Source organism: Micromonospora sp. NBRC 107095, from assembly GCF_030269705.1.
GTDB classification, from domain to species: domain Bacteria; phylum Actinomycetota; class Actinomycetes; order Mycobacteriales; family Micromonosporaceae; genus Micromonospora; species Micromonospora parva.
The window spans coordinates 348,755-369,090 of record NZ_BSTU01000006.1; the positions used below are offsets into that span (position 1 = coordinate 348,755).

General features: G+C 72.5%; 19 protein-coding genes. 12 read left to right on the forward strand and 7 right to left on the reverse strand.

Features of this window, described 5'->3' with window-relative positions:
• Positions 1-307: 307 nt before the first annotated feature.
• The 8 genes from QSK15_RS27360 (at position 308) to QSK15_RS27395 (ending at position 9,588) form a co-directional block, all read left to right on the forward strand.
• The gene (locus QSK15_RS27360; RefSeq protein ID WP_285796947.1) at positions 308-1,483 is read left to right on the forward strand and encodes a hypothetical protein; all 1,176 of its coding nucleotides are present in this window, start codon (positions 308-310) and stop codon (positions 1,481-1,483) included.
• Positions 1,473-4,079 carry a nitrate- and nitrite sensing domain-containing protein gene (locus tag QSK15_RS27365; protein WP_285796948.1) on the forward strand — a complete coding sequence of 869 codons (2,607 nt, stop codon included), beginning with the start codon at positions 1,473-1,475 and terminating at the stop codon, positions 4,077-4,079. Before QSK15_RS27360 ends, QSK15_RS27365 begins: the two co-directional genes overlap by 11 nt.
• Positions 4,076-4,549, forward strand: coding sequence for a roadblock/LC7 domain-containing protein (locus QSK15_RS27370; RefSeq protein WP_030327817.1), 474 nt, complete (start codon positions 4,076-4,078; stop codon positions 4,547-4,549). Before QSK15_RS27365 ends, QSK15_RS27370 begins: the two co-directional genes overlap by 4 nt.
• Positions 4,546-5,028: a DUF742 domain-containing protein gene (locus QSK15_RS27375; protein ID WP_285796949.1), complete on the forward strand. Its 483-nt coding sequence runs from the start codon at positions 4,546-4,548 to the stop codon at positions 5,026-5,028. Before QSK15_RS27370 ends, QSK15_RS27375 begins: the two co-directional genes overlap by 4 nt.
• Positions 5,006-5,764, forward strand: coding sequence for a GTP-binding protein (locus tag QSK15_RS27380; RefSeq protein ID WP_285796950.1), 759 nt, complete (start codon positions 5,006-5,008; stop codon positions 5,762-5,764). Before QSK15_RS27375 ends, QSK15_RS27380 begins: the two co-directional genes overlap by 23 nt.
• A gap of 38 nt (positions 5,765-5,802) precedes the next feature.
• Entirely contained in the window at positions 5,803-6,312 is a 510-nt protein-coding gene (locus tag QSK15_RS27385; protein ID WP_285796951.1) for a hypothetical protein, read from the forward strand.
• A 36-nt stretch (positions 6,313-6,348) separates the two neighbouring features.
• Positions 6,349-8,562 (forward strand): AAA family ATPase, encoded by a 2,214-nt coding sequence (locus QSK15_RS27390; protein ID WP_285796952.1) that lies wholly within the window; start codon positions 6,349-6,351, stop codon positions 8,560-8,562.
• Positions 8,563-8,655: 93 nt separating this feature from the next.
• On the forward strand, positions 8,656-9,588 hold the full coding sequence (locus tag QSK15_RS27395; RefSeq protein WP_285796953.1) for an NHL repeat-containing protein: 933 nt from the start codon (positions 8,656-8,658) through the stop codon (positions 9,586-9,588).
• A 48-nt stretch (positions 9,589-9,636) separates the two neighbouring features.
• On the opposite strand, the gene QSK15_RS27400 is transcribed toward QSK15_RS27395, so the two are convergent.
• The 6 genes from QSK15_RS27400 to QSK15_RS27425 form a co-directional block, all read right to left on the reverse strand.
• Positions 9,637-10,146, reverse strand: a complete 510-nt coding sequence (locus QSK15_RS27400; RefSeq protein WP_285796954.1) for a GNAT family N-acetyltransferase — start codon at positions 10,144-10,146, stop codon at positions 9,637-9,639.
• Positions 10,147-10,250: 104 nt separating this feature from the next.
• Positions 10,251-11,120, reverse strand: coding sequence for a hypothetical protein (locus tag QSK15_RS27405; protein ID WP_285796955.1), 870 nt, complete (start codon positions 11,118-11,120; stop codon positions 10,251-10,253).
• Between the two features lie 136 nt (positions 11,121-11,256).
• Positions 11,257-11,676, reverse strand: coding sequence for a DUF3263 domain-containing protein (locus QSK15_RS27410; protein WP_285796956.1), 420 nt, complete (start codon positions 11,674-11,676; stop codon positions 11,257-11,259).
• A gap of 104 nt (positions 11,677-11,780) precedes the next feature.
• Positions 11,781-12,797: an ABC transporter permease subunit gene (locus tag QSK15_RS27415; RefSeq protein ID WP_285796957.1), complete on the reverse strand. Its 1,017-nt coding sequence runs from the start codon at positions 12,795-12,797 to the stop codon at positions 11,781-11,783.
• A complete protein-coding gene (locus tag QSK15_RS27420; protein ID WP_285796958.1) occupies positions 12,794-13,804 on the reverse strand; it encodes an ATP-binding cassette domain-containing protein in 1,011 nt (336 codons plus the stop codon). The genes QSK15_RS27415 and QSK15_RS27420 overlap by 4 nt, the downstream gene beginning before the upstream one ends.
• 121 nt (positions 13,805-13,925) lie before the next feature.
• Complete coding sequence (locus tag QSK15_RS27425; RefSeq protein ID WP_285796959.1) at positions 13,926-14,711, reverse strand: DeoR/GlpR family DNA-binding transcription regulator; 786 nt, start codon at positions 14,709-14,711, stop codon at positions 13,926-13,928.
• 200 nt (positions 14,712-14,911) lie between these two features.
• Here QSK15_RS27425 and QSK15_RS27430 point away from each other — a divergent pair, with 200 nt between their 5' ends.
• The 3 genes from QSK15_RS27430 to nagA are packed head-to-tail and all read left to right on the forward strand — an operon-like array spanning position 14,912 to position 17,930.
• On the forward strand, positions 14,912-15,844 hold the full coding sequence (locus QSK15_RS27430; RefSeq protein WP_285796960.1) for an SIS domain-containing protein: 933 nt from the start codon (positions 14,912-14,914) through the stop codon (positions 15,842-15,844).
• Complete coding sequence (locus QSK15_RS27435) at positions 15,841-16,824, forward strand: ROK family protein (RefSeq protein ID WP_285796961.1); 984 nt, start codon at positions 15,841-15,843, stop codon at positions 16,822-16,824. Before QSK15_RS27430 ends, QSK15_RS27435 begins: the two co-directional genes overlap by 4 nt.
• Positions 16,821-17,930 (forward strand): N-acetylglucosamine-6-phosphate deacetylase, encoded by a 1,110-nt coding sequence (gene nagA / locus QSK15_RS27440; protein ID WP_285796962.1) that lies wholly within the window; start codon positions 16,821-16,823, stop codon positions 17,928-17,930. The genes QSK15_RS27435 and nagA overlap by 4 nt, the downstream gene beginning before the upstream one ends.
• Positions 17,931-18,247: 317 nt before the next feature.
• Here the strand turns inward: nagA and QSK15_RS27445 are convergent, their stop codons facing one another.
• Complete coding sequence (locus tag QSK15_RS27445) at positions 18,248-19,459, reverse strand: DUF4032 domain-containing protein (protein ID WP_285796963.1); 1,212 nt, start codon at positions 19,457-19,459, stop codon at positions 18,248-18,250.
• A 132-nt stretch (positions 19,460-19,591) separates the two neighbouring features.
• Here QSK15_RS27445 and QSK15_RS27450 point away from each other — a divergent pair, with 132 nt between their 5' ends.
• Positions 19,592-20,329, forward strand: a complete 738-nt coding sequence (locus QSK15_RS27450) for a phosphatase PAP2 family protein (RefSeq protein WP_285797152.1) — start codon at positions 19,592-19,594, stop codon at positions 20,327-20,329.
• Positions 20,330-20,336 lie beyond the last annotated feature (7 nt).

A 20,336-nucleotide genomic window follows, 5' to 3' on the forward strand; every position in this document is an offset into this window, starting at 1 on the left:
CCCCGATCGGTGCCGGGTGGGGTGCGAGCGCGCAACCTCCGACGCGGCACAGCGAGTTGAGTTCGGATTTCGTGAATTCCGATCTTCCGCGGATATCCACCTCGATCCCTCCATGTCACACACACAGCTGACACAGAGCGTGCTGGCAACGCGGACAAATGGTGACATGACTCGAACTGACGCGAACCTGACTCGTTCAGTCAGGTCTGACCAGTCGGGGGTTCGATTAGTTTTCCGGTCCGGTGGACGGGACTTGTCGGCTCGCCCGACGCCGCGCCGATTCGCGCCCACGCCGGAGGAGACACACATGACAGTCCCCGCGCCGCGGGCCCGTCGACGGCCGTCCATGCTGGGCCGCCTGTTGCCCCTGCTGCTCATCGGAGCGCTGTTGGCACCGTTGGGCCTGCTCGCCACGTCGAACTGGGGGCAGGCCACCGACGATCGGAACTTCGCCGCCCGGGAACGGCTCGGCGTGCAGTACCTCACCGCGCTGGCGGCGGTCACCGACGCCCTCGTGGAGGCCCAGTCCAACGCGGTCAACGGCCGCCCCGCGCCACGGGAGGCGTTGGACAACGCGGTCGAGGAGGCCGCCGCGGTGGACGCCCGGATCGGTGGGGAACTGCGCAGCCAGGAACGTTGGGCCGGCGTACGGGCCAAGCTGGAGGCGCTGCGCGGCCGCAGCTCCACCGACCCGGAGGCCGCCTACACCGCTTACGGCGAGGTCGCCGACCTGCTGCTGGCCCTGCACCGGAAGGTCCGGGAAAGCTCGGGGCTGGTCCGCGACCCCGAGGCGGACTCGTTCTTCCTCCAGGACAGTGCCGGCGAGGAGTTGCCCGAGGCGGTGGTCGCTGCCGGCCGGCTCGCCGATCTCGGCGTGCTGGTCTCCCGCCGGCCGGCCGCCCAGCAGCCGCGCGGCCTGATGGAGCTCAGCGGCGTACGGGTGTCCGCCCTGACACCCGCCACCGACCTCGTCGACAACCTGCGCTCGGCCGTGGACGGCTCGGAGAGCACCGACCTCGGCGCCAACGTGCTCACCCCGTTGGACACCTACCAGCGGTCGGTGGAGGCGCTTGCCGGGTACTCCCTGCCGGACAAGGACAGCGGTGTGGTCAGCCCGGGCCAGTTGAGTGCCGCCGCGCTCAACTCACACCGCTCGGCCCGCCAACTTCAGCCGGTCATCCTCACCGAGCTGGACGCCCTGCTGGTCGAGCGCATCGACCGGCTCAACCGGGACCGCTGGCTGACCGCCGGGGCGGCGGTCGTCGCCGCGCTGTTGCTGGGCTGGCTCGCCGCGTTGCAGGTCGCCGCCGGCCGCCGGGCCCGGCGTCGGGCCGCGCTGGCCGCGACCCACGCGGAAGGCACCGACACCCCGCCGCACCGCGACCCCTGGCAACCGCCGGCCGACGAGCCGCGGGCGCTGCAACCGGTCGGGGCGGCCCGTGATCCGGAGAGCACACAGTGGGGGGCGTTCGATGCTCAGTAGGCTCCGGATCCGCGGCAAGCTCGCACTACTCGTGGTGATTCCGCTGCTCAGCATGGTCGGCCTGGCCGTGCCGGTGATGCTCGACCGGGTCGCCACGGCGCAGCGGGCCGGAGACACCGCCGAACGGGTCCGGCTCGCCAGCCGGGTCGGCAGCCTGGTCCAGGATCTCCAGCAGGAACGCGTCCTCTCCGTCGGTCTCCTGCTCGGCCGGGTCGAACGCAGCGAGCTGGTCCGTAAGTCCGCCGACGTGGACGACCGGGTGGCCGACCTCCGGGCGGCGCGGAGCGACGCGCTGACCGACGAGGTCGACAGCGCCCTCGACCGGGTGTCCAGCCTCATCGACCTGCGGACCGCCGTCCTGGCCAGGGCCGCCAACCCCGGTCAGGTGATGGACACGTTCGGCCCGGTCAACAAAGGCATCATCGAGTCACTGCGGCTCGTGTTCGGGGTGGACACCGAAACGTTGCCGGGCCGGCAGGTGCTCGCCCTCGACGGGCTGCTCCGCGCCGACGAAGGGCTGGGCGCCTGCGCCACCCTGAGCCTGCTGGTGAAGGCGATCGGCACCCCGGACACCACCGCCGGGTACGTGGCGTGCATCGCCGCGCTCCAGGTCGACAACTCGCGCTTCCGCAGCCTGATCACGCCCGAGCAGCTCACGGTGTCCCAGCTCAACGACGCCGCGGTGGCCGCGCGTACCAGCCCCGACTTCCTGGTCAGAAGTGCCCGGGATCCGGCCGCCGCGGTCCGCGACGTGCCGATGGAGGCGCTCTTCCCGGCCGTCCGCACGATGATCCGGCTCGGTCAGTTCGTCGAGAAGAAGCTGGTCGCCGACGTGCTCGCCGAGGTGACCGCCGAGCAGCGGCGGGCGCTGACCGCCGCTTACCTGGTCGGCGCCCTGGCGGCGTTGATCCTCACGCTGGTGGTGCTGCTCAGCGTGGCGGTGGCGCGGACGGTCGCCCGGCCGCTGACCCGACTCACCCGCTCGGCCGACCGGGTCGCCCGGGTCGCCGAGGAGGAGCTGGTCCGGGTCACCGACGACGAGACGGAGAAACCTCAGTCGGTCCGGCTGGAGCCGGTGGACATCCGCGCCAACGACGAGATCGGCGACCTGGCGCGGGCCTTCGACCGGGTGCAGAACACCGCGGCGCAGCTGGTCGAACGGCAGGTCGCCGGCCGACGCAACGTGGCGCAGATGTTCGGCCACGTGGGGAGGCGTACCCAGAACCTGGTGGGTCGGCAGATCGCACTGATCGACCGGCTGGAGCAGCAGGAGGCCGACCCCGGCCGCCTGGAGCACCTGTACCGACTCGACCACATCTCCAGCCGGTTGCGGCGCAACGCCGGCAGCCTCGTGGTGCTCTCCGGCTCGGCCGGGGCCGACGCGCACACCGCGCCGGTGCCGCTGGCCGACGTGGTCCGGTTGGCGCTCGGCGAGATCGAGGACTACACCCGGGTGGATGTGCAGGTGCCGGCGGGCGTCTCGGCCGCGCCGGCAGTGGTCGGTGACCTCGTCCTGGCGCTGGCCGAGCTGATGGAGAACGCCACCGTCTTCTCCCCGCCGCACACCCGGGTGCTGGTGAGCGCCGAGACGTCCGGCCTCGGTGCGCGGCTCACAGTGGTGGACCACGGCATCGGCATGAGCGAGCAACGGCTGGCTGAGGAGAACGCCCGGTTCACCCGCCGGGAGCGGCTCGACCTGGCCCCGACCGAGGTGCTCGGCCTCTTCGTGGTGGGCCGGTTGGCCCGTCGGCACGGCTGGCAGGTCGCCCTGGCCGCCACGGGCGGCGGTGGGGTGACAGCACAGCTGGAGATCCCATCGGCGTCGCTGGTGCTGCGCCGCGCCGACCGTGCCGGGGCCGCCGTGGCCCGCGCCGCGGTGCCGAATCGGGATCGGCGTACCACTGCGACCCGCGATCCCGAGAAGCCCCGCACGGCGGCCGTCGCCGTACCGGCCCGTTTCGACTCGGACCTGCTCAGTCGGGCCACCCGCAGCCTGGACGCCGGCCCGTCCTGGAACGCGTTCGGTCGGGGCCAGCCGGAGGAGACCGTTCCCGAACCCCAGAGCGCGGAGCAGGCGGACAAGCCGGCCACGCCTCGGGTACGGCAGCGGGTGCCGGGGGCCACTCTGCACACCACCGCCGCGACGAGCCGGCCGGTGGACGCCACCGGGGCGGACCCGGCCGCCGCCCGCGCGCTGGTCGAGGCCTTCCAAGCCGGTGTACGCCGTGCGGAACTGCACGGGGCACCGGCCGCCGACGGTGCGTCGGCGCGGACGACCAGCGACCCGTCGGCCCGGGCCGGGGCTGCCGTGGTGGACCCGGACACGACAGCGGACCTGCCCAGCACACCGGGAGGCGCCGGGCCCACGCTGCCCGGTGGCGGCGGTTCGACAGCCGCCGCCGCGGAGCGGCCCCGGTTGAGCCGACGGGTACCGGGGGCGAACCTCACGGCCGTCCCGGCCTGCCAACCGCCCAGTACCCACCTCGGTGACCCGGCCGAGGTCCGCGACCTCATCAGCGAGTTCGAGGCGGGCGTCGCCCGCGCTCTCCGCGAAGTCAGCCCCGACCACCGGAACGAAGAAGGATCATCACGGTGACCAGCCCCTTCCTGCACGAAAACGTCGACCAGACCCAACCCAGCGCCAGTGGCGACCTCAGCCCGGAGGCCCGGACGTTCAACTGGCTGCTGGACTCCTTCACCTCCAGCACCGCCGGGGTCCTGGAGGCGATCGCGGTCTCCTCGGACGGCCTGCTGATGGCCATGTCGGCCATCAAGGACCGGTCCAACGCGGAACGGTTGGCCGCCGTCGTGTCCGGAATGACCAGCCTCGCCGGTGGGGCCGCCAGTTGGTACGCGCTCGGCGGCTTGAACCGGGTGATCGTCGACATGGCCGACGGCTATCTGTTGATCAGCGCGATCAGCAGCGGTTCCGTGCTCGGGGTGGTCGCCGACCGGTCGGCGAACCTGGGCACCGTCGCGTACGAGATGACGCTCTTCGCCGGGCGGGCCGGTGGCGCCCTGACCCCGCGACTGATCGTCGAGTTGAAGAACGCCGTTCAGCAGTGACCCCCGACGTCGCCGGCGAGGATCCGGATCCGGAACCCAGGGTTCGGATCCGCCCGTACCTGCGCACGCCACCATCGCTCGGCGACGGCGCGGCGGCGACACCGGCGCGGCCGGAGCCGGCCGGGGACCAGCCGGCCGGCCCTCGGCCGTTCGTGCTCACCGCCGGGCGGGTGGCGGGTGCCGACCCGGCGATCGGGCTGGAGACCCAGGTGACCATTCGCGTGGACAGCCCGGTGTGGGGCGGCCCGACCGGGGCCCTGCTGGCACCGGAACTGCAGACGATCATCGCGCTGTGCGTCGAGCCGATCTCGGTGGCCGAGATCTCGGCCCGCGCCCGGCTGCACTTCGGCGTGGTCCGGGTCCTGGTCGGCGACCTGCGCGCCGCCGGGCACCTGGACGTGCACGTCACCGACACCGACGACGCTGTCGACCCCGATCTCATCCTGCGAGTGATTGATGGACTCCGTGCGATCTCCTGAATGGCCGGCCGCCCCGCTCGGCGGGGTCGCCGCGAACAGCGCCGCCGCGCGTTACGGCATGTCTTCGGGCACCGGGCCGATAGTCGGCCGGGCCGGGCCACCGCCGACCGCACCGCCGCCGTACCGGCCCTCGTCGGAGCAGGGGTCGGTGCCGCCTGCGGTGGGTAAGCCGGCCGCACCGCCGATCCCGGTCAAGATCCTGATCGCCGGTGGCTTCGGGGTGGGTAAGACCACCACCGTGGGGGCCATCTCGGAGATCGCGCCCCTGACCACCGAGGCCGAGATGACGAGCGCCGGGATCGGCGTGGACGACCCGGGTGTCCGGTCCAGCAAGACCACCACCACGGTGGCGATGGACTTCGGCTGCGTGACGATCGACCGCAGCCTGAAGCTCTACCTGTTCGGCACGCCGGGGCAGACCCGGTTCGGTTTCATGTGGGACGACCTGGCCCGGGGAGCGCTCGGCGCGCTGGTGGTGGTGGACAGCGCACGGCTGGACGACTGTTACCCGGCCATCGACTTCTTCGAGCGGGCCGGGCTGCCGTTCGTCGTCGGGGTCAACGCCTTCGACGGGCGGCTGGCCCTGGAGCTGGGTGAGATCCGTTGGGCGTTGGCCATCGGCGATCATGTACCTCTGGTGCAGTTCGATGCCCGCGACCGACTCTCGGTGCGGGACGCCCTGCTGGTCGTCCTGGACCGCGCGCTGGACCGTGCTACCCGGGACAGGAAGGCCTGAGCTGGCCGGCTCAGGCCGTGGCGGGAAGAGGTGATCTGGTGAGGGGCGACCTGGACGAGACGCTGGCCCGGCTGGCCCGACGTGAGGAGGCGTCGCGCCGTCGGGCCGCCGACCGTGACGACACCACCGCACCGTCGAGCCCGCCCGGCCCCGGCAGCGGCACCCGCAAGGGGTCGGGTCGGCACGATCCGCGGCACGCGGGGGTGGAGGCCGCGAGCGACGTGGCCGGATGGGGACCGGTCGAGGAGGTGGCCGAGGCGGTCCGTCAGGTCGTCGGGGCCTACCCCGGGCTGGCGGTGACAGTGCAGGTGGAGCACGGCGGGCGGGCGTACCCGATGCGGGTCTCCTGGAACGGGCCGGCGGTCACGGTCGGACCGGTGCCCGCACCGACCCCGGTGGAACCTCCGCCGGCCTGGCCGCTCTCCGGGCGGACGGTGCCCGCCTGGGCGCCCGGCCCGGACGGGTTGAGCCCGGACCCGGCGGCCCGGTTGGCCGAGCTGATCCGACGCGATCCGACGCTGCTGGACGAGCTGGATCCGCGGCGCTGACCGACGGGGTTGGCCGCGGGCGGCTACGGTCGGGCGGTGGCGCAACCCGACCTGACCCTGACGGCGAGCCTGCGGCCGGCGGCGCTGGACGCCCGACGGGGCATCGTGCGGCTGCACCCGGAGGCGCTGACCGCGCTGGGGCTGCGCCCCGGCGACCCGGTCCGCCTCGCCGGCCGCCGGGAGACGGCCGGCATCGCGGCGGCTGCCGGGCCGGGCGCGAGCAGCGCCCTGCTGTACGCCGACGACCTGACGTTGGGCAACCTGGGTCTGCGCGACGGCGGCCAGGTGCGGGTGGGCCCGGTGCCGTTGATTCCGGCGAGCCGGGTCGTCCTGGCCGGGCCGGTGGGGGTCGTCGCGGCGGTCAGCCCGGAGATGCTCCGGCTCGCGCTGCTGGGCAAGGTGCTCACCGCCGGGGATGACGTGTCGCTGCTGCCGCAGGACGTGCTGCCGGACGCCTCGGTCCGCAGCCTGGTCGAGGCGGCGCGGCACAGCCTCGCCAACACCGTGGGCTTCGCCTGGACCAGCACCCTGCTCACCGTGGTCGCTGTCGAGCCGGCGGCCGGCGCGCTGGTCACCATGGGCACCGTGGTCGGTTGGCAGCACGGCGCCACCACCCACGGCGGGCCTGCTCCGGGCGGCGCGACGCCGGCCCAGCCGGGTGTGAGCGCCGAGGCCGTTGCGACGGACGACGCCCCGGACGTGGACGAGTTGCCCGGGCTGCGGACCCAGGCCGAGGAGCTGACCGAGCTGCTGGACCTCGGCTTCCACCACCGGGAGGTGTTGGGCCGCCTCGGCACCACCGTCTCGCTGGGGGTGTTGCTGGTCGGCCCGGCGGGTTCCGGGAAGGCGGCGCTGGTCCGGGCCGTGGCCGCCCGGGTCGGTGCCCGGGTGCACCCGCTCTGGGCCCCGGAGGTGGCGGCGCTGGCCAGTCAGTCCGCCGCCGAGCGGTTGCGTGCCGCGGCGACGGCGGCCCGCACCGGCGGCCCGGCGGTACTGCTGGTCACCGACGTCGAGGCGCTCGCACCGGCTGACGATCCCGGCCCGGTGGCGACGGTGTTCCGTCAGGTGCTCGCCGAGAGTGTCCGCGCGGGCGTCGCAGTGGTCTGCACCACCAGCCGGCCGGAGGCGGTCGACCCGGTACTGCGCGCGCCCGACCTGCTGTCGCTGCGGATCAGCGTCCCGCTTCCGGATCAGGCGCTGCGCCGCGAACAGCTCACCGTGCTGACCCGGCAGGTGCCGTTGGCCGACGACGTCCGGCTGGACGACGTGGCCGCGCGTACCCCCGGGTTCGTCGCGGCGGACCTGGCCGCACTGGTCCGGGAGGCCGGGGTACGCGCGGCGCTGCGGCAGAAGTCCGCCGAGACGCCGACGGTGTCGATGGCGGACTTCACCGCCGCCCGGGAGGTGGTGCGGCCGACCACGATGGCGGCGTCCACCCTGGACCTGGCGTCGGTGACCCTGGACGACGTGGGTGGGCTGGACGAGGTCAAGCAGACGCTCACCGAATCGGTGCTCTGGCCGTTGACCTACCCGGACACCTTCGCCCGGCTCGGTGTGCAGCCGCCGCGCGGTGTGCTGCTCTACGGGCCGCCGGGCTGCGGCAAGACCTACCTGGTCACCGCGCTGGCCGGGTCGGGGCGGGCCAACGTGCTGTCGGTCAAGGGCGCCGAACTGCTCTCCAAGTGGGTCGGTGAGAGCGAACGCGCGGTCCGGGAGCTGTTCGGTCGGGCCCGGGAGGCGGCTCCCACCCTGATCTTCCTGGACGAGGTGGACGCGCTGGCCCCGGTACGCGGTCAGGCCACCGACGGTGGCACCACCGACCGGGTGGTCGCCGCCCTGCTCACCGAGTTGGACGGGATCGAGACGCTGCGCAACGTGGTGGTGGTCGGCGCGACGAACCGGCCGGACCTGGTCGACCCGGCGCTGCTGCGGCCGGGCCGGTTGGAGCGGCTGGTCTACGTGCCACCGCCGGACGGGCCGGCCCGGGCGGAGATTCTGCGGGCCGCGTCCCGACAGGTGCCGCTGGCACCGGACGTCGACCTGGCCGCCCTCGGCGACGAGCTGACCGGTTTCTCGGCAGCGGACTGCGCGGCGCTGGTCCGCGAGGCGGCGCTGGCCGCGATGCGCGAGTCGCTCGCCGCGGCCACCGTCACCGCCGAGCACGTGTCGGCAGCCCGGGCCCGGGTACGCCCGTCGCTCGACCCGGCCCAGGTGGCCTGGCTGGCCGCGTACGCCGCCAACCGGGAGTGATCAGACCAGCACAACCTTTTGTCGCACCCCGAACGTTCCTAGTACGTCACATTCCTCAGTGGAGTCATCCACTGCGACGTCAGGTGGTGTTCAGTGCGCAAGCGGCTCTCTCTTCTCCTCGTCCCCCTCGTGGCGGCGGCGACACTGGTTCCGGTCGGCGCACCGGCGACGGCTCATCCGGCGAAGCCGTTCCCCGCCCGGATCGCGCTGCCGGACGGGTTCACCCCGGAAGGGTTGACGATCGGCCGGGGCACCACCGTCTACGTGGGTTCCGTCCTGGATGGTGCCGTCTGGCGGGGTGACTTACGCACCGGGCGCGGCTCGGTGCTCATCCCCGGCACCCCGGGCACCGCCAAGGCCGGCATCAAGCTCGACGCGAAGGGGCGGCTCTGGACCGCCGACTTCTTCGGCGGTGGGGCCAGCGTGTACGACCCGGGCACCGGTGCCCGGTTGGCCCACTACCAGTTCACCACCGACCCCAACACCCTGGTCAACGACCTGGTGATCACGAAGCGGGCCATCTACTTCACCGACTCCGTCCGCCCGGCGCTGTACGTGGTGCCCCTGGGCCCGGGTGGTCGACTGCCGGCCTCGGACACGTTCCGGGTGCTGCCACTCACCGGTCCGGCCGCGACGCCGGACGCGTTCAACAACGGGATCGTGGCACTGCCGAACGGTGACCTGCTGGTCGCGCAGATGCTGACCGGGCAGTTGGTCCGCGTCGACCCGCGTACCGGCGGCAGCGCCCTGTTCGACCTCGGCGGCTACTCGGTGGACCGGGCCGACGGGCTGGTGCTGCGCGGACGCACCCTGCACGTGATCCGCAACCTGTCCAACGTCGTCGCGGTGGTCCGGCTGAACGCCGGGTACACCGCCGGGGTGGTGCAGCGGGAGATCACCGGCCCACAGCTGCGGTCACCGGCCACCGGCGACCTGCTCGGTTCGGCGTTGTACGTGGTGAACGGCCGATTCGATGTGGAGCCGACGCCGAGCACCGACTACGACATCGTCCGGCTGCTGGCCTGAGCCGAGGCGGTCGGCGGCGGCCCTGCGGTCGCCGCCGGCCCACGCAGCTCAGAAGGTGGGCGGCGTCGAGTCGAGGCAGATCTCGGCGCGTATCTTGCCGTCGTCCTCGTGCAGTTTCGCGCCGCACTTCTCCAGGACGGCGACCGCACCGATGTTGTCCGGGGTGGTCTCGGCGACCACCACCCGCATGCCGGCCCGAGCGGCGGCGTTCAGCAACTCCCGCAGGGCTGCCGCGCCGATCCCCTGCCCCCGTGCCGAGCGGCCGAGCCACATCCCGGTCTCCACGGTGCCGGGCTCGTCACAGCGCGTCATCCGCACCATGCCCATCACCTCGCCGCCGACGAGGATGGCGTACATCTGCGAACGGGTCGGGCCGTCCAGCCCGCCGAAGCTCGCCCGGTGGAACTCCCGGAACGCCTCACGACGGGCGAGTGACCAGCCTGCCGGTGCCTCGACCGGGGGCATGACGTCGCCGGGCTCCGCCTCGGCCGCCGCTACGGAGAGCAACGGCTCCAGGTTTCGCTCGTCCACCGGCTCCAGCCGGACCGCACCCGCCACGTGCCGCAGTCTGCCGCCCTCATCGGCCGAAGTCCACCCCATTGGCCATCCACTGGCGGTCCGGACAGCGGTACCGGCCGGTCGGGCGGTATGGGTGTTCCACATCACGCTCTGTTGTCACCCGACCGGGTGTCGAACGCGCGAACCGCCGACCCGAACTCGCAGAACACCACCGACGCGTCGTCGGTGGACTTGTGCCGGCGCAGTCGGTCCGGGTGGTCGCGCTCGGCGTCCCGCACCCGGTCGATCAACGCGCCCGGACCGTCGACGCTCAGCAGGTCCAGCAGACCGGCCCAGTCGGTCAGACCGAACTGCTCCACCGCGCTGGACGCGCCGTCGCTGAGCAGCGCCGCCCGCCGCAGTGCCCCCGGACCGTACCGGGGCAGGGTGCCGGTCACCGCGTGGAAGGCCGCGTCCGGGTCGGCGGCGGCCACCCAGTAGCCGTGGGTGCGGTTCATCCGCTCCCGCTGGACGCTCACGGCGTGCCGGAACCGGGTGACCGGGTCCGCCGCGCCGCCCGGCACGATCGCCACGGTCTCCCGCAGCTCCGTCATCGCCGCGTCCAGCCGGTTGTCGGTGACCACGCTGACCTGCCCGCCGACGTCGAGGACCAGCGGGCTGTCGCAGAGCACCAGGTAGTCGACCTGATCGCCGCAGTCGCGCAGGAGGCAGACAGTGCTGGACGGGGTGCCCGGATGGTCGAGGTCGCACTGACCGCCATGGTCGGCGCGCACCGCGAGGATGGCCGCGGCCAGGTTGCTGGTCAGCCGGGCCGCCGGGCGTACCGCCTCGGCGACGCCGATCCGGGCGGCCAGGTGCCGGACGTACCACTCGGGCCCGTGCACGCACCCGGTGTCGAAGCCGTCCGGCACCGTCGCGCCGTCCAGGACACCGACCAGCGGGCCGAACCGGAAGACCAGATCCTCGTTGACCGGCCGGCCCGGGGCCGGCGCGGACGCGGAGCGTACCCGCATCACGGTTGCTCCCACCTGGGGTTGGTGCCCGTCATTGGTCGCTCCCTCCGTCGCCTCCGGCCACCCGCCAGCGGCCCCGGAGCACTCCCCGCGTACCCCTTGGGCCTGGTGACATTCCTGCCCAGACGGGCGGAGGTCAACGGCGACGGTTGCGGGCGCGCGACGAGCGCAACCGGCGGAGTCGGCTGATCAGCACGGGGTCGGCGGCGAGGGCGGCCGGATTGTCCAGCAGACCGTTGAGCAGTTGGTAGTAGCGGGTCGACGAGAGCCCGAACGTGTCCCGGACGGCCTGCTCCTTGGCGCCGGCGTGCCGCCACCACTGCTGCTCGAAGGCGAGGATCGCCCGCTCCCGCTCGGTCAACGCCGCGGCCGGGTCGACGGGCTGGACGTCCACCGGGTCGGCCGGCCGCGCCGAATCGTCAGCGGCCTCGACCGGCAGCGCCGGTTCGTCTGCGGTCTCGATCGCAGGAGCGGGCCGGGGAGTCGGAACGGTCTGGCCGACGCCACCCGGACGAGCGTCGGTGGACGGCTCCGGGGTGGTGGCGTCGGCGGACATTCGCTCAGCCTAGCCAGCCTGGGCCCGGGTCGCAGCAGCCGGCGCGGCGGTGCCCGCACGCCCGAAGGCCCCCGGCGCGCGCCGGGGGCCTTCGGGGCCGGACGTCAGGAGATGTCGCGGCGGCGCATCGACCAGAGCGCCGCCCCGAGGATCACCACCACTGCGACCGAGAGCAGCACGGAGGACTGCTGCCAGGTGATGTCCATCGTGGCGGGTTTGCACTCCCCGTAGTAGGTCGCGTTGCAGGCGTTCCAGTCCTCCAACGTGATCTTCTTCGTCATCCAGGCCAGCGCGTAGGTGGGCAGCAGCCAGGCCTCGGCGAACCGCACTCCTGCCATGTCCAGCAGGATGCCCAGACCGAACTGGCCGACCACCATCACCGCCACCACGCCGCCGAGGGCCATCGCGGTGTGCCGACCCAGCGAGGCGAGGGCGAAGCCGATGGTGGTGAACACCACCACCAGCGCCACGCCGCGTACGCCGGTGAGCACGAACGACTGCCAGACCCCCGAGGTCATCTTCTCGGTGCTGCCCCGGAACGTGGCGACCGCCCAGAACCCGGCGAACCACAGCACCGCGGCCGGAAGCGTCACCGCCAGGATGCCGGTGAGCAGCGCGGCCAGCTTGGTGAGCAGCACGGTGAGCCGCTTCGGCCGCCAGAGCAGCAGGTTCATCATGCCGCCGGTGCTCCACTCGGCGCCGACGAAGGACGCGCCGATGACGAACCCGACCAGGGCGAGGATCGCCGCGAACGGGATCAGCGTCTCGTCGAACGTCTCTTTGAAGTTGAACGTCGAGGGCAGGAACCACTCGGCCTTGATCTCCTCCCGCGGCGGCCCCGTGATTACCGAACAGTCCTCGGGGTAACGGCCGGCATCCGCTGTACCGGCCGTTTTTGCCTGCTCGCAGTTGACGCGCTCCTGCTCGCTCCAGCGCACCTGCTCCTGGTACTGCTGGTCGGCCTGACGCTCGGCCTTGGCGAGCTGACCGGCGTCGATCTTCTGGTTGGTGAAGAACACGCCGACCACGACCGCGGCCAGCACCAGCAGGCCGAGCAGCGTCGAGTAACGGGTGAAGCGCCGCTTGGTAAGCCGGCGCAGTTCGGTACGAAAGAGGCTCACGCGCCCCACCCTCCCCCGGCGGGGCCGGGCTGACCCGTCCCACCGACCTTCATGGACTCGTCGACCTGCCGGTGCTGACCGGGGACCGGCGCGGTGGCGGTCAGTTCGAGGAAGACGCTCTCCAGGTCGACGGCGATCGGCGCCAACTCACTGACGTAGAGGTTCTTCTCGGCGAGCAGCCGGGTCACCGACGCCGGCTTGTCGACGCCAGCCAGCATGAGGTGGTCCGGATGACCGGTCACCCGGATCCCCGCCTGGGTGAGCGCCTCGGTGGCCACCGGCAGGTCGCTGACCGCCTCCAGCCGGATCCGCACCGCACCGGACGAGTGCTGCGCGAGCACCTCGTCGACCGGGCCGAACGCGACCCGTCGGCCCAGCGAGATGATGGTGACCGAGTCACAGATCAGCTGGATCTCGCCGAGGATGTGGCTGGACAGCACCACTGTCATTCCGGATTCGGCGAGGTTGCGCATCAGCGTGCGCATCTCCCGGATGCCCCCCGGGTCGAGGCCGTTGGCCGGCTCGTCGAGGATGAGCAGCTTCGGGTTCTTCAACAGGGCCGAGGCCACCGCGAGCCGCTGCTTCATGCCCAGCGAGTACGTCTTGACCCGCTCGCCGGCCCGGTCGCGCAGCCCGACGAGCTCCAGCACCTCGTCGACGCGGGTCGCGGGCACTTCGCCGGCACCGGCCAGCAGGGACAGCGTGTCCCGTGCGCTGAAGTGCGGGAAGAACTGCGGGCTCTCCACGATCGCGCCGACCTGGCCGGCGACGGTGGGCAGCGCGTCGGGGACCTCGTGCCCGAGCAGCACCATCCGGCCGCCGTCGGGTCGGATCAGGCCGAGCAGGGTACGCAGCGTGGTGGTCTTGCCGGACCCGTTGGGACCCAGGAAGCCGTGCACCTGCCCCGCGTCGACCCGCATGTCGAAGCCGTCGAGCGCGTTGCGGGTGCCGCGTCGACGACTCTTGTACGTCTTACGTAGACCTTCGATCTCCAGGACAGCCTGCAAGCTGCACCTCCCCCGATGGGTGGGCGTGACAGCCGACACCATACGCGGTATGCAGGGCCGCGCAATACGCGGTATGTATCGACGCGCCGATCAGGTCAATTCATCGACGGAGCGTGACCACTCAGGCGCAGATGACCTGCACTCCGGCAGTGCGGAACGCGTCCACGACCTCCGGGGCGGCACCGGAGTCGGTCACCAGCGTCTCCACCCGCTCGACCGGGCAGATCCGAGCGAAGGCGTGACCCCCCAGCTTGGACGAGTCCGCGATGATCACCACCCGCTTGGCGCGGGCCACCATCAGGTTGTTCATCGCCGCCTCCCCCTCGTGGTGGGCGGCGGCGCCGAGCTGCGGGTCGATCGCGTCCACACCGAGCAGGGCGACGTCCAGGGTGACCTCGCGCAGCAACGCCCCACCCAGTGGGCCGACCAGCTCGAACGACTTCGGACGCACCACGCCGCCGGCCACCACCACCTTCATCCGGGAGCGGACCAGCAGCTCGTTGGCGATGTTCAGCGCGTTGGTCACCACGGTGAGCTGGGCACCCTCGGCGCTGGTGTTCAGATCCGGGCGCACGGCGAGCGCCCGCGCCACCTCGGTGCTGGTGGTGCCGCCGTTCAGGCCGACCACGGTGCCCGGCGTGACGAGCGCCGCGGCAGCCGCCCCGATCCGCTGCTTCTCGGCCGAGTGCTTGGCCGTCTTGTACCGCAGCGGCAGGTCGTACGACACGCCGTTGGCGACCGCGCCGCCCCGGGTCCGCGTGATCATCTGCTGTTGCGCGAGCTGGTCGAAGTCACGCCGGATGGTGGCCTGGGAGACGTCAAGCCGCTCGGCCGCCGCCTCGACGCTGACCCGGCCGTTGTCGGTCAGCATTTCGAGCAGGGCGTTCCATCTGGCGTACCGGTCCACCGCGGGGGCCCTCCCAGCAACTGCACGGACGGTGATTGATTGCGTGCACACTAGTGCGCGAAACTAGGCTGGCGCAAAAGACTGACCTGCGCGATCGACTGGTCGGTTGCCATGGTCACCTGCGTTCGCGCAGAATAACGCGCGAAATGCGGGTGTAACGAGCCGTATTGCGCACCGATCGGCCCTGCGAGGAGTTTCCCATGGCGTACGTGGACGCGGAGATCGCGAGCCAACCCGACTGCTGGCGGGAGGCGGCCCGGCTGGCCGAGGTCGTACGCGGTGACCTGCCGCGCCCCGGTGAGCGGGTCGCCGTCGTCGGTTGCGGCACGTCGTGGTTCATGGCGATGGCGTACGCGGCCCGCCGCGAGCAGGCCGGACAGGGTGAGACCGACGCGTTCCAGGCGTCCGAGTTCCCCGCCGGCCGCCACTACGACCGGTTGATCGCGATCACCCGCTCCGGCACCACCACCGAAGTGCTGGACCTGCTCGCCGCGCTGCGCGGGCACACACCCACCACCGTCATCGTCGGTGACCCGGCCTCCCCGGCGGTCGACCTGGCCACCGCCACCGTGACCATGCCCTTCGCCGACGAGCGGTCGGTGGTGCAGACCCGCTTCGCCACCACCGCGTTGGCCCTGCTGCGGGCCCAGCTCGGCGACCCGGTGACCGCGCTCGCCGCCGACGCCGAGGTGGCGGTGCGATCCCCGTTGCCGATCGACCCGGCCACCATCGAGCAGGCCACCTTCCTCGGTCGGGGTTGGACGATCGGGCTCGCGCAGGAGGCGGCGCTGAAGTGCCGCGAGGCGGCCACCTTCTGGGCCGAGGCGTACCCGGCGATGGACTACCGGCACGGGCCCATCTCGGTCGCCGCGCCGGGCCGGCTGGTGTGGGCGTTCGGTGAGCTACCCGACGGGCTGCCCGAGGATGTGGCCGCCACCGGCGCGGCCTTCGTGCACAGCCGCACGCACGGGTGGCGCACGGTGCTGGGCAGCTGGTCCGCCGGCCGCACCCCGGTCGACCCGATGGCCGACCTGATCCTCGCCCAACGCTTCGCGGTCGCGCTGGCGACCAGCCGGGGCCTCGACCCGGACGCGCCCCGCCACCTGACCCGGTCAGTGGTTCTCGCGCCATGACCGATGACCGCGTGGTCGTTGCGCTGGACGTCGGCGGCACCGGCATGAAATGCGCAGTGGTCCGACCGGACGGCGTCGTGGTACGCGCCGAGCGGCATCCCACCGACGCCGCTCGCGGCCCGGCCGCCGTGGTCGGCACCATCCTCGACGTGGCCGAAGGGCTGGCCGACAAGGCCCGCGCCGATGGACTCACCCCGATCGCCGTGGGCATCGCCGTGCCCGGGGTGGTGGACGAGGCGCGCGGCGTCGCGGTCTGGTCGGCGAACGTGGGCTTCCGGGACGTACCAGTGCGGGACCTGGCGGTGACGCGGCTCGGCCTGCCGACGGCGCTCGGCCACGACGTGCGGGCCGGTGGTCTCGCCGAGGCCCGGCTCGGCGCCGGGCGCGGCAGCGGGCACGTGTTGTTCGTGGCGATCGGCACTGGTATCGCCGCCGCGCACGTCGTCGACGGCATGGCCGCCGTCGGTGCCCACGGCGCCGCCGGGGAGATCGGCCACATCCTGGTCCGGCCCGACGGTCCGCGCTGCGGCTGCGGTCGTCCCGGCTGCCTGGAGGCGGTCGCGTCGGCCGCCGCGATCGGCCGCCGCTACGCCGAACTCGCCGGGCAGGCCGCCGACGCTTCGGTGACGGCGGCGGAGGTGGCTGAACCGCCGGTAACGGCGGCCGAGGTGGCCCAACGGGCCGCGACCGGCGAACCGCTCGCCGGCCAGGTCTGGCAGGAGGCGATCGATGCGCTCGCCGACGGTCTCGCCAGCGGGCAGGCGCTGTTCGACGTGGCGACGATCGTGCTGGGCGGCGGCCTGGCCCAGGCCGGGGATCGGCTGCTCACCCCGCTGCGGGCGGCCATGCGGGACCGAATGACCTTCCACCGGGAGCCGCAACTGGTCGCGGCAGCCCTCGGCGACGAGGCCGGTTGCCTCGGTGCCGCTCTGCTCGCCCTGGACGCCGTGGGTGTCCGTGACCATCAGGAGAAGCGATGACCGTACGGGTGAACGGCCGAGTGGTGACCCCGACCGGAGTCATCCGACAGGGCTGCGTCGAGTGGGACGGGGATCGGATCACGGCGGTGGCCGAGTATCCGTCGGTGCGCGACGGGCACTGGATCCTGCCCGGCTTCGTCGACATGCACACGCACGGCGGGGGCGGCCACACCTTCACCACCGGGGACGCCGACGAGGCCCGCGCGGCGGCCGGCTTCCACCTGAGCCACGGCACCACCACCCTGCTGGCCAGCCTGGTCAGCGCACCCTTTGCGCTGATGCGTTCGGCCACCGAGGCGTTCGCCCCGTTGGTCGAGGAGGGCGTGTTGGCGGGCGTCCACTTCGAGGGGCCGTACCTGTCGGCCGCCCGCTGCGGCGCGCAGAACCCCGAGTACCTGCGCGACCCGTCGACCGACGAGCTGTCCGAGCTGATCGAGCTGGGCCGGGGCGCGGTCCGGATGGTCACCCTCGCCCCGGAGCGCGACGGCGCGCTGGAGGCGATCAAGCTGCTCACCGCGCAGCGGGTGGTGGCCGCGGTGGGCCACACCGACGCCACGTACGAGCAGACCCGCGCCGCGGTCGCCGCCGGCGCCAGTGTCGGCACCCACCTGTTCAACGGGATGCGGCCGGTGCACCACCGCGAGCCAGGGCCGGTGGTGGCGTTGCTCGACGCGCCCACAGTGATCTGCGAACTGGTCGCCGACGGGGTGCACCTGCACGACGGCATGCTGACCTTCGTCACCGCGACTGCCGGGCCGGATCGCACCGCGCTGATCACCGACGCGATGGCCGCCGCCGGCATGTCCGACGGTGAGTACGAGTTGGGCGGCCAGGCTGTCACCGTCGCCGACGGGGTGGCCCGACTCGCCCGCGACGGCGCGATCGCCGGCAGCACCCTGACCATGGACGCCGCACTGCGGCACGCGGTGAACGCCGGAATCCCGATCGCCGACGCCGCCCGGATGGTGGCCACCACCCCGGCGCGGGCCATCGGTCTGGGCGACCGGGTGGGCGCCCTTCAGGTGGGCCTGCGCGCCGACCTGGTGGTGCTGGACGACGACCTCAACGTGGTGCGGGTACTGCGCGGCGGCTCCTGGGTGGAGTGACCGGCCCTGCCTGTTGCGCGGCTGTCGAGCTGCCCGGGCGCACTCCGCACGCTCGGCGTCGGCACATGGTCCGCAGCCTGACCGGTGTCAGCACGTGGCCACAGCCTGACCGGCGTCGGCGCATGGTCGCGCCCTGCCCGCCGGGGCAGACGACAGTGCACCTGAAGAGCCTTTGGAGCTGAATCGTCTGCGACATCAGCTCCAAAGGCAGCGCCCCGGACAAGTCCCGTCGCCGCGCCGACCGTATGAGCAAGCCGGAACCCCATGCCCCGGACAACAAGCCCCGGACCACCAGGCCCCGACAACAGGGCCGGGCATCAGTTCAGGCTGGCGACTTCCACGCCGAGGACGGCCTGCTCGTCGGGGCGGTGCACCAGCACGTCGGACAGGTATGACTGGACCGCGTGGCGCATCCCGACATCACGGCCGGCCTGCTCGGAGAGCAGCCACTTGTGCTCGATGATCTGGGCGAACAGCTCCTGCGGCTCCAGCTTGCGGCGCAGGTGCGTGGGGACGGCCCGTACCACCGGCTCGAAGACCTCGGTGAGCCAGCGGTGCGCGGCCTGCTGTTCGTCGACCAGGTCGCTCTCCGCGCGGTAGGCGTCCAGGTCGTTGAGCAGCTTGCGGGCCTGGTTCTCCTCGGCGTCCAGCCCGGTCAGCCGCAGCAGCCGCCGGGTGTGGTAGCCGGCGTCGACGACCTTCGGCCGGACCAGGAAACGCCCACCGTCGATGGACGACATGGCCACCTCGGCGACGTCGAAGCCCAGCTCGTTGAGGCGGCGGATCCGACCCTCGATGTCGTGCCGGGCCTCCCGCTCGATCGCCTGCTCGTAGGTGATCTCGTGCCAGAGCCGCTCGTAGCGCTGCACGACCTCCTCGCAGACCACCTCCGGGTCGATGGACTCGTGCAGCAGGCCGGCGGCCTGCAGGTCCAGCGCCTCACCGAAGATGTTCACCCGGGCGATCTCCAGGTCCTCACCGCGCTGCCCGTTGGAGAGCGAGTTGTGCAGGGCGCCCGTCTCCGCGTCCACCAGGTAGGCGGCGAAAGCGCCAGCGTCCCGCCGGAACAGCGTGTTCGACAGCGAGCAGTCACCCCAGAAGAAGCCGGTCAGGTGCATCCGCACGATCAGGGCGGCGAGCGCGTCGAGCAGCCGGCTCATCGTCTCCGGCCGAAGGGTGTGCGAGAACAGCGCCCGGTACGGCAGCGAGAACTGCAGGTGCCGAGTGATCAGCACCGATTCGAGCGGCTCCCCGTCCTCGGTCTGCCGGTCGGCGACGACCGCCACCGCCTCGACCGACGGAAAGTCGATCCGCTCCAGGGCCCGGAGCAGGTCGTACTCCCGCTCGGCGATCCGCTCGCGGGTCTCCTTGAACGCGTACACATAATCGCCCAACCGGACAAACCGGACGATGTGCCGGGAGATACCCTGCGGCAGCGCGACCAGGTGTTGGTCAGGCCACTCCTCCAGCGGCGTCGACCAGGGCAGGTCGAGCAGCGCCGGGTCCACGAGGGCAGACGTGATCCGCACGGCCACAAGCATGACGCCTCACCCCCGGTATCCGCTCCTGATCGTGGTTGGGCCCACAGCGCCGCGCATCCCGGCCTCGCACCGGGCCGGTAGCGTGGTCGCGTGCTCAAACCCACAGCGGTACGACGTGACCTGCGGCTACGGCCCGTCCGCCCGGCCGGCTGGTGGTTCGACGCGCTCCTGCTCGTCGGTCTGGTCGGGTTGACGGTGGCGCTCGCCGCCGACCAACTCTTCGGGTTGGACCGGGCGGTCGCCGACTGGGCCGACGGGCACCGGCCGGCCGCCGCGTACTGGGTCGCCCGGGTGCTGAACTTCCTCGGCCAGGGCACCCCGCTGACCCTGATAGGCGTCGGGCTGGGAGTGCTGCTGGCCGTTCGGCTGCGGTCGGTGCGGCCCATCCTGCTGCCGGTCGTCGGATTCGTGATCACCACCTTCACGATCGGTCCGCTCAAGGTCTGGACCGCGCGGGCGGCGCCGAGCGCCAGCGTCAAGGAGCCCTTCCTGTCGCCCGAGCAGACCCTGCCGCTGTTCCACGACGACCTGCCGGTGCGATTCGCCCAGTCCTACCCGTCGGGGCACGTCGCCAACGCCATCGTCTGGTACGGCGTGATCGCGCTGCTGCTCGCTCCGCTGGTTCGCAGCTTCGGCCGGCAACTCCCCAGCCGGCTGGTCACCGTGATCCGCATCGTGCCGCCACTGGTCGTCCTGACCACCACCACCTACCTGGGCTGGCACTGGCTGACCGACTCGGTGGCCGGGCTGCTGCTGGGGCTCTTCCTGGACCGGCTGCTGCACCGGGTGCCCTGGGACGAACTGCCGCTCCCCGGCCGGCTACGCGAATGGGACCGACCGTTCACCTCGTACCCCTAGGTTTGGC

Coding starts and splice junctions, on each gene's coding strand:
- QSK15_RS27360 (WP_285796947.1), top strand. CDS start 308: ATGACAGTCCCCGCGCCGCGGGCCCGTCGACGGCCGTCCATGCTGGGC.
- QSK15_RS27365 (WP_285796948.1), top strand. CDS start 1,473: ATGCTCAGTAGGCTCCGGATCCGCGGCAAGCTCGCACTACTCGTGGTG.
- QSK15_RS27380 (WP_285796950.1), top strand. CDS start 5,006: ATGGACTCCGTGCGATCTCCTGAATGGCCGGCCGCCCCGCTCGGCGGG.
- QSK15_RS27405 (WP_285796955.1), bottom strand. CDS start 11,120: ATGCGGGTACGCTCCGCGTCCGCGCCGGCCCCGGGCCGGCCGGTCAAC.
- QSK15_RS27410 (WP_285796956.1), bottom strand. CDS start 11,676: ATGTCCGCCGACGCCACCACCCCGGAGCCGTCCACCGACGCTCGTCCG.
- QSK15_RS27430 (WP_285796960.1), top strand. CDS start 14,912: ATGGCGTACGTGGACGCGGAGATCGCGAGCCAACCCGACTGCTGGCGG.
- QSK15_RS27435 (WP_285796961.1), top strand. CDS start 15,841: ATGACCGATGACCGCGTGGTCGTTGCGCTGGACGTCGGCGGCACCGGC.
- nagA (WP_285796962.1), top strand. CDS start 16,821: ATGACCGTACGGGTGAACGGCCGAGTGGTGACCCCGACCGGAGTCATC.